At 43.1% G+C, this 4895-nt stretch carries 8 protein-coding genes; 1 reads left to right on the forward strand and 7 read right to left on the reverse strand.

What is annotated here, in order from left to right; translation table 11 throughout:
* Positions 1-279: 279 nt before the first annotated feature.
* Together O9300_RS00200 and isiD are read right to left on the reverse strand one after the other, a co-directional pair.
* Positions 280-1278 carry an adenosine kinase gene (locus tag O9300_RS00200; protein ID WP_002761882.1) on the reverse strand — a complete coding sequence of 333 codons (999 nt, stop codon included), beginning with the start codon at positions 1276-1278 and terminating at the stop codon, positions 280-282.
* A 164-nt stretch (positions 1279-1442) separates the two neighbouring features.
* Positions 1443-1655, reverse strand: a complete 213-nt coding sequence (isiD, locus tag O9300_RS00205) for a protein IsiD (RefSeq protein WP_002796844.1) — start codon at positions 1653-1655, stop codon at positions 1443-1445.
* 148 nt (positions 1656-1803) lie between these two features.
* Between isiD and O9300_RS00210 the strand changes: the two genes are divergently transcribed.
* Complete coding sequence (locus O9300_RS00210) at positions 1804-2580, forward strand: SDR family NAD(P)-dependent oxidoreductase (protein WP_287969296.1); 777 nt, start codon at positions 1804-1806, stop codon at positions 2578-2580.
* 375 nt (positions 2581-2955) lie between these two features.
* Here O9300_RS00210 and O9300_RS00215 read toward each other — a convergent pair whose 3' ends face one another.
* From O9300_RS00215 to O9300_RS00235, 5 genes are all read right to left on the reverse strand, one after another.
* Positions 2956-3642, reverse strand: a complete 687-nt coding sequence (locus O9300_RS00215) for a helix-hairpin-helix domain-containing protein (RefSeq protein WP_287969299.1) — start codon at positions 3640-3642, stop codon at positions 2956-2958.
* 5 nt (positions 3643-3647) lie between these two features.
* The gene (locus O9300_RS00220) at positions 3648-4001 is read right to left on the reverse strand and encodes an NINE protein (RefSeq protein WP_079208556.1); all 354 of its coding nucleotides are present in this window, start codon (positions 3999-4001) and stop codon (positions 3648-3650) included.
* A complete protein-coding gene (locus tag O9300_RS00225) occupies positions 3998-4210 on the reverse strand; it encodes a hypothetical protein (RefSeq protein ID WP_002761887.1) in 213 nt (70 codons plus the stop codon). Before O9300_RS00225 ends, O9300_RS00220 begins: the two co-directional genes overlap by 4 nt.
* Before the next feature lie 54 nt (positions 4211-4264).
* Positions 4265-4546: a DUF2470 domain-containing protein gene (locus O9300_RS00230; RefSeq protein WP_002784578.1), complete on the reverse strand. Its 282-nt coding sequence runs from the start codon at positions 4544-4546 to the stop codon at positions 4265-4267.
* A gap of 91 nt (positions 4547-4637) precedes the next feature.
* A partial coding sequence (locus tag O9300_RS00235) for a hypothetical protein (RefSeq protein WP_287969301.1) occupies positions 4638-4895 on the reverse strand: 258 nt, incomplete at its 5' end.

The following is a 4895-nucleotide window of genomic DNA, read 5'->3' on the forward strand; positions in this document are numbered from 1 at the left end:
AAGCATTCGGATAGAAAATCTACGTTTTCACCGATAGGTTATTGCCCGAATGCTTCGCCCCTACAGGACGCGGGCCGATGAAGACGCAAGGTTTTGAACGACGATTCTCTCAAAATCTTGCACCTGTTTCGCGAGAAAAGCTCCAAAACCCTTACTTTGCCTACATTTCAAATTTATTCAGCAAACCCTATCTAAATTACTGGTTAAGACTGTCTATGAGCAGGGAGCAGGGAGAAAAAACCTGACTCCCGATGACTGAAAGCTGATCACTGACAAAACCTATCCCAAAACGATCAAATCGCGCAGGGATTGAATTTCCTCGGTTTGTAAACGCGCCCCAAAAGTAGAAACCACCCGGGCAGCCGCTAGAGAAGCGAGATTTCCCGCTCCTTTGTAACCCATACCGTGGGTAATGCCGTAGAGAAAAGCCCCCGCATACATATCCCCCGCACCGACGGTATCGATCGCCTGTACGGGATGGGGGTCAATTTCCAGGAGATTTTCGCCATCATAGATCAAAGAACCATTGGCACCCCGGGTGATAGCGAATCCTTTGGCAATGGTTTTAAAATAGGCGATCGCTGACTCAATTTCCTCGCTACCGGAAATAGTCAAAGCTTCCGACTCATTAGCGAAAACGAAATCTAACCCCGTTCCGATCATTTCCAGTAATCCCTCCCGGAAGAAGATCGCCATATTGGGATCCGACAGGGATAAAGCGGTTTTCACTCCAGCAGCCTGAGCAATTTCTCGCCCTTTAATAGCGGCAGCTTTGGCAGTGGGAGAGGTGACGAGATAACCTTCGAGATAGAGATAATCGGCATTAACGATCGCTGAAGGGACTAATTCTCGTTCGGAAATTTCCCCGGTGATGCCGAGAAAAGTATTCATGGTGCGATCGGCATCGGGAGTGACGAAAACTAGACATTTTCCCGTGATTCCCACCTCTTTTTCGCCGCCGTGTTCATTGGTATGCAAACCACAGGCGCGCAGATCTTGCAGATAAAACTTACCTAATTCGTCATTGCCCACTTTACAGGAATAGAAACCTCTACCCCCCAACTGAGCGATCGCTACTAGGGTATTCGCCGCCGAGCCGCCACCGCTGCGTTTACAATCAAGAGCCAATTTTTCCATCAACTGGGTTTGACGATTTTCGTCCACCAGCGTCATCACTCCTTTATCGATGCCCAATTCTTGCAGTAATTCAGGAGAGACTTGAAATTCCATATCGACGAGCGCGTTACCGATCCCATAAACGTTGTATTGTTTGCCCATAATTTAGTCGATCGCCTAAAAATACTTTGTTATTGATAGTAGGGAAAGAAGGGGCAAAAAGCTAGGGGCTTTTTTCAGCCGGAGAATATCATAATCAAAAATAATGGGTGTGCTAGTCTCACACCCCCAGTAATTTGTGTTAAGTTTTGTTTAACTAAGCCACTTTAAGCCTCATCGTAGGCTTCTAGATCCAACAGATAAAGATAAGATTCGGCTAATTCCTGCCTTTGAAAAGCGATCGCTCGCAGCAGATGCCAATCCCGCAAAGCCTCGAAGGGGTTACTATACTCATCTTTTTCTAGTCGTTCGGCCAAAGAAGCAATATCAGCGGCGGTATACTTGGCAATATCTTGATCAGTGAAGCTTATAACTGTCATTTCTGCACCTCCCTCGACCTTTGTTCTATTTCTAGCCTAACATATATTCTGAGTTGAAAAAATGCCTTCCCCGCCAAGTTAAGAACTGTAAATGGAAGGGTAATTGTGGTACAATTCCAGCAAAAAAGCTATTTTTGATTGATCTTCTATGAAAACAGCCCTCATTACCGGTGCTTCCACCGGTATCGGTGTCGTCTTTGCCCGTCAACTTGCCCAACGGCAAATGGAGCTAATTTTAGTCGCTAGATCCAGAGATAAACTAGAACAATTAGCGGCGGAATTGGGGGAACAATACGGGGTAAAAGTGACAGTTATCGTTCAAGATCTGACCGTTGCCGGGGCGGGAAAGCTAGTATATGATACGGTGAACCAAAAAGGAATCAACGTCGATTTACTGGTAAATAATGCTGGTTTTGGTGATTATGGCGCTTTTAGCGAGCGGGATTTAGCCCGACAGTTAGAAATGATCCAGTTAAATAATCTGGTATTGGTGGAATTAAGCCACTATTTTCTCCGTCCCATGCTTGCCGGCACTGGGGGGGCAATTATCAATGTTGCTTCCATTGCCGGGTTTCAACCGCTGCCCTATCTTTCCGTCTATGCGGCGACAAAAGCCTTTGTCCTCAGCTTTAGCGAGTCTCTCTGGGCAGAAAATAAAGACAAAGGCGTTGAAATCCTCGCTCTTTGCCCCGGTCCGACGGAATCGAATTTTTTTGAGGTGGCCCGATTTCCCAGTGCCTTTATGGGCAAAAACGGCCGGTTAGATTCGGCGGAAGTGGTGGTACAAGAGGCTTTAACCGCCTTGGCAAATAAGCACCCCAACGTGGTAGCCGGTAAATTGGCTAATAAAATTATCGTCAATCTGCCCCGTTTTTTACCTAGAAGTTGGTTCGTGTCTTTGATAGAAAAGCAATTCAAGCTATAAGTAGGGTCTGCTGAAAAAGTTTGTTGGTGGGGGCAGGGTGTGGGGTGTGGGGTGTGGGGTGTAGGGTTTTACCGATTTTGAGGTAGTCAGTTACCTAAAATTCAGGGAAAAAGTCCCTGAATTTTACCCCCGATCACTCTAATGGTCGGCACTTTTTGAAAGAAAAAAAGTCTAAAAGCCTTATCCAACAAGGTTTTTAGATTTATTCAGCAAACTATAACTAGAATAAAGGCTCTTCTCGACTTTGTGTGATAATTTTTGCTTATGAAATCGTGAAATGTTTACTGGGAAAGACTTTTAGGACTATTTGGTTAAATAAACTATCAGTATAGACCTCGTTTCCACACAGAAACCAGAAGAGCCGAATAAAGCTAATTAGAGCAATTGCTGATAGGATTTTAAGGGAATACCTGTCCGGTTTCTCACTTCGATCGCCGAACGATAGACACCGTTTTTTTCTCTTTCGGCGACAATTTTATCAGCCACGGAAAAGTCAAGACCGAGATTGACTAATTCCGCAACAGAGTGGTAATTTAAACAACGCCAAGAAACGTCAACTTCTTGGCGAATATCGTAGGCAAAAATAATCAAAGGTTCCAATTTTTTGAGATAATTTTCCGGTAAACCAGCCAGGAAGTGTAATTCTTCTAAATGGGTAAAAATATGTCCTTCATTACGGACAGAAACAATATCATTGGCATAGACAATCGGCAACCCTAATTTATAAACCAGATCGTTGGTGGAACAGCTGTTAATATCAATTTTTTCGAGAGGAGAGGATGACTGTCTGGAATCGGTTCTATTTGCCGAAGCTATTGGATGGGAATTAAGCTGTTGACGGATGTATAAACCCAGACCGATTTGGGCAAACCAAATGACGAGAAAAGACTCTTGTGTAAGGAAAATAAGGGAGATAATTGTCAGGGCAATGCCGACAGATAACCAACTTTGGTTATTGTTTTTTTTGCCAGCATTAGCAATGGCAAGTCCCCCGAAAACTGGGACTAAAGACAGCCAGATCCACTCGGAAGATTCGGGAGGGCGAGGAGAGAGATTAGACATATTTTTTAAAGAGAATCTAAATATTTTCTGCGTTTTTCTTCGTATTCTTCAGCAGTAATAATTCCCTGATCGTAAAGTTTTTTAAGCTGGAGTAAAGTAGCGGTTTTTTGCTGGCCTGATTCCGGCAGTCCTCGCTCTGTATTGCTGGGGAGATAGTTAGGATTGTATTTAGCATCAAAAGCTTGATCTGACATGATGATTAAACCAATAAATTCAAAAAAAGCAATGATGCCAGGGATAAAAGTCCAGAAGAAAAGTAGATAGAGAACACCTGCCAAATTCTCCCCTAGATAAAACTTATGGATGCCAAGATAACCAAGAAAAAAGGCTAGTAAAGCCGCTATAGTTCTATTTCTCATAATTTTTGAGATTTCCCTAATTTAGCCAAAAGAAAGTATAAAACCACGATGCCTGTCTGTAATTCCAAGAGAGTAATATAACCCTTAACTAGATAATTTAATTCTAGGGAGGAATTAAAGGCAAAAACTAGCACACCCAAGACTAAAAAAGGCAGTAAACGCCAGCCAGACTTGGGTATTTTTATTCCCGTACTGTTAACCTGATTCATGGGCTAATTCTCTAGGTTGGTCTTTTTCGGTGATAGTCGCAAAATCTGGCTTTGTCAAGGGGTAGTTTGATTAACTTTTAGCATCTCAACCAGAATATTATGGGCATCCTTGGCTGATTCTAGGGTGCGCTCAAAAGGGATTCTAATTGTTTGACTCTCCCCTAATTTTTCTACGGCTAAATCCATGCCTTGGGGATCGATGGAGAGCATTTGAGCAGTTTCTGCATCGGTAATATTACCGTAAACTTGAGCGTAGAAAAGCACGGCATCACCGTGATCTTTGTTCATGTGTTTACAGATGCGATCGCTAATGGCGGGAGTGATAGTTTCAGACATAATATTCCCGAAAAAAATCGATAATAAGGTGGGGACGGATAAAAGCCAGTTCTAAATCGAGGCCAATGGGGGGGATATTAGTTAGGGTAGCTTAATTAATCGCTAATTGCCAGATAATTTGGGCGTGGGCATGGCAGACATCAATAATAAGTTTAATATTATTTTCTTGACAAAAATCCTTAATTGTGCATTGATCTAATTGGGGTCTGCTGAATAAATCTAAAAACCTTGTTGGATAAGACTTTTGGACTTTTTTCCCCTCAAAAAGTGCCAGCCATTGCGGGGATCGGGGGGAAAATTCCTGGACTTTTTCCCTGAAAATTAGGTAGTTGACCACCTGAAAATCGAT

It is taken from the genome of Microcystis sp. LE19-195.1E, from assembly GCF_027532095.1.
In the GTDB taxonomy this organism is placed as follows: domain Bacteria; phylum Cyanobacteriota; class Cyanobacteriia; order Cyanobacteriales; family Microcystaceae; genus Microcystis; species Microcystis aeruginosa.

Bases quoted from the DNA above. Each gene is read 5' to 3' on its own strand.
- isiD (WP_002796844.1), bottom strand. From the start codon at position 1,655: ATGACAGTTATAAGCTTCACTGATCAAGATATTGCCAAGTATACCGCC.
- O9300_RS00200 (WP_002761882.1), bottom strand. From the start codon at position 1,278: ATGGGCAAACAATACAACGTTTATGGGATCGGTAACGCGCTCGTCGAT.
- O9300_RS00210 (WP_287969296.1), top strand. From the start codon at position 1,804: ATGAAAACAGCCCTCATTACCGGTGCTTCCACCGGTATCGGTGTCGTC.
- O9300_RS00230 (WP_002784578.1), bottom strand. From the start codon at position 4,546: ATGTCTGAAACTATCACTCCCGCCATTAGCGATCGCATCTGTAAACAC.
- O9300_RS00215 (WP_287969299.1), bottom strand. From the start codon at position 3,642: ATGTCTAATCTCTCTCCTCGCCCTCCCGAATCTTCCGAGTGGATCTGG.
- O9300_RS00225 (WP_002761887.1), bottom strand. From the start codon at position 4,210: ATGAATCAGGTTAACAGTACGGGAATAAAAATACCCAAGTCTGGCTGG.
- O9300_RS00220 (WP_079208556.1), bottom strand. From the start codon at position 4,001: ATGAGAAATAGAACTATAGCGGCTTTACTAGCCTTTTTTCTTGGTTAT.